Genomic DNA, 1473 nt, shown 5'->3' with positions numbered 1-1473 from the left:
CGTGCAGGTGCTGGCCTGGAACGAGGCGGCGCGACACGCGGAGCGGTGGGAGGCCGACCAGGTCGTGATGGCGATGCCGCTGTTCATCGCCGCGCGGCTGGTGGAGCAGCCGCCGGCCGCGCTGACCGAGGCCGCGCGCGGCATGCGCTACGCGCCGTGGTTGGTCGCCAACCTGCTGCTCGACGCGCCGCCGCTGGAGCGGCTGGGCGCGCCGCTGTCCTGGGACAACGTCGCTTATGGCGGCGAGGCGCTGGGCTACGTCAATGCCGGCCAGCAGGACCTGGACCCCAGCCGCGGACCGTTGGTGCTGACCGCCTACCGCGCGCTGCGCGAGTCACAGCGCCGCGACCTGCTGCAGGACGACTGGCGCGCCTGGGCCGGTCGCGTGCTGGCGGATCTCGCGCCGCTGCACCCCGACCTGCCGGAACGGCTGCAGCGCATCGAGCTGATGCGTTATGGCCACGCGATGAGCATCCCGCATCCGGGCCTGCGCGGATCACCCGCGCTGGCCGCGCTGCGCGAGCGGGCGCAGGGCCGGCTGCAGTTCGCGCATGCGGACCTCGCCGGCTACTCCGTGTTCGAGGAGGCGTTCACGCAGGGCGAGGCGGTGGCGGCGCGGATCCAGTCCAGGGCGTCGCGCTGAGCGCGGATCACCCGCCCGTCACCGGCGGGAAGAACGCGACCTCCGACCCATCCTTCACCGGCGTGTCCTCGGGCAGGATCTGCTGGTTCAGCGCGCAGCGGATCGCCCGCCCGCGCGCCAGCGCCTCGGCATGCGCCGCGTCGCTCGCGATCAGCGCGTCGCGGATCGAGCCCAGCGTCGCGCCGGCGTGATGCGCGATGCGCTCGTCGGTCCCCAGGGCCTCGCGCAGCGAAGCGAAGTAGCGCACGGTGATCGTCATCTCGGTCAGCTTGTCGAAGGAAATCGCGGTCCGGCCGCCGCGGCGCGGTTGGTCAGAACAGCTCGTTGAACGGCAGGAAGCGCAGCAACTGTCCGGGCTCGACGGTGCTGCCCGGCGGCAGGTCGATCAGACCGTCGGCCCAGGCGGCCGAACTCATCACGCCGGAGCTCTGGTTGCCGAACAACTGCAACCCGCCCGCGTCGCTGAGCTTCGCGCGCAGGAACTCGCGGCGCTTGTCGGCCTTGGTCCAGGTGAATTCCGCCGGCAGCTGGAAACCGCGCGGGGCCAGCTGCGTCGCTCCCTGCAGGCGCAGGAGCACCGGCCGCACGAACAGCAGGAAGGTCACGAAGCTCGACACCGGATTGCCGGGCAGGCCCATGAACCAGGTACGGCCGCCCTGGCTGGTCACCTCGCCGAAGGCCAGCGGCTTGCCCGGCTTGATCGCGATCTGCCAGAGGTCCAGCCGGCCTTCGCGCTCCAGCGCGGGCTTGAGGTGGTCCTCCTCGCCGACGGAGACGCCGCCCGAGCTGAGGATGAGGTCGGCGTCCCGGGCCGCGTCGCGCAGCGCCGC

Annotated in this window: 3 protein-coding genes; 1 reads left to right on the top strand and 2 read right to left on the bottom strand. The window is 72.6% G+C overall.

Annotation, left to right across the window (positions count from 1 at the left end; genetic code table 11):
- Positions 1-643, top strand: a 643-nt coding sequence (locus FUT87_RS19220) for an FAD-dependent oxidoreductase (RefSeq protein WP_222617205.1), incomplete at its 5' end; no start/stop codon positions are given.
- A gap of 7 nt (positions 644-650) precedes the next feature.
- On the opposite strand, the gene moaD is transcribed toward FUT87_RS19220, so the two are convergent.
- Together moaD and FUT87_RS19210 are read right to left on the bottom strand one after the other, a co-directional pair.
- Positions 651-902, bottom strand: a complete 252-nt coding sequence (gene moaD, locus FUT87_RS19215; protein ID WP_091723943.1) for a molybdopterin converting factor subunit 1 — start codon at positions 900-902, stop codon at positions 651-653.
- 52 nt (positions 903-954) lie between these two features.
- On the bottom strand, positions 955-1473 hold a 519-nt coding region (locus tag FUT87_RS19210; protein WP_255511924.1), incomplete at its 5' end, for a molybdopterin-binding protein.

The sequence above is a fragment of the Mitsuaria sp. TWR114 genome (assembly GCF_007997345.1).
The sequence above is the reverse complement of the archived record's forward strand: the minus strand, read 5'-3'. Positions and strand labels throughout refer to the sequence as shown.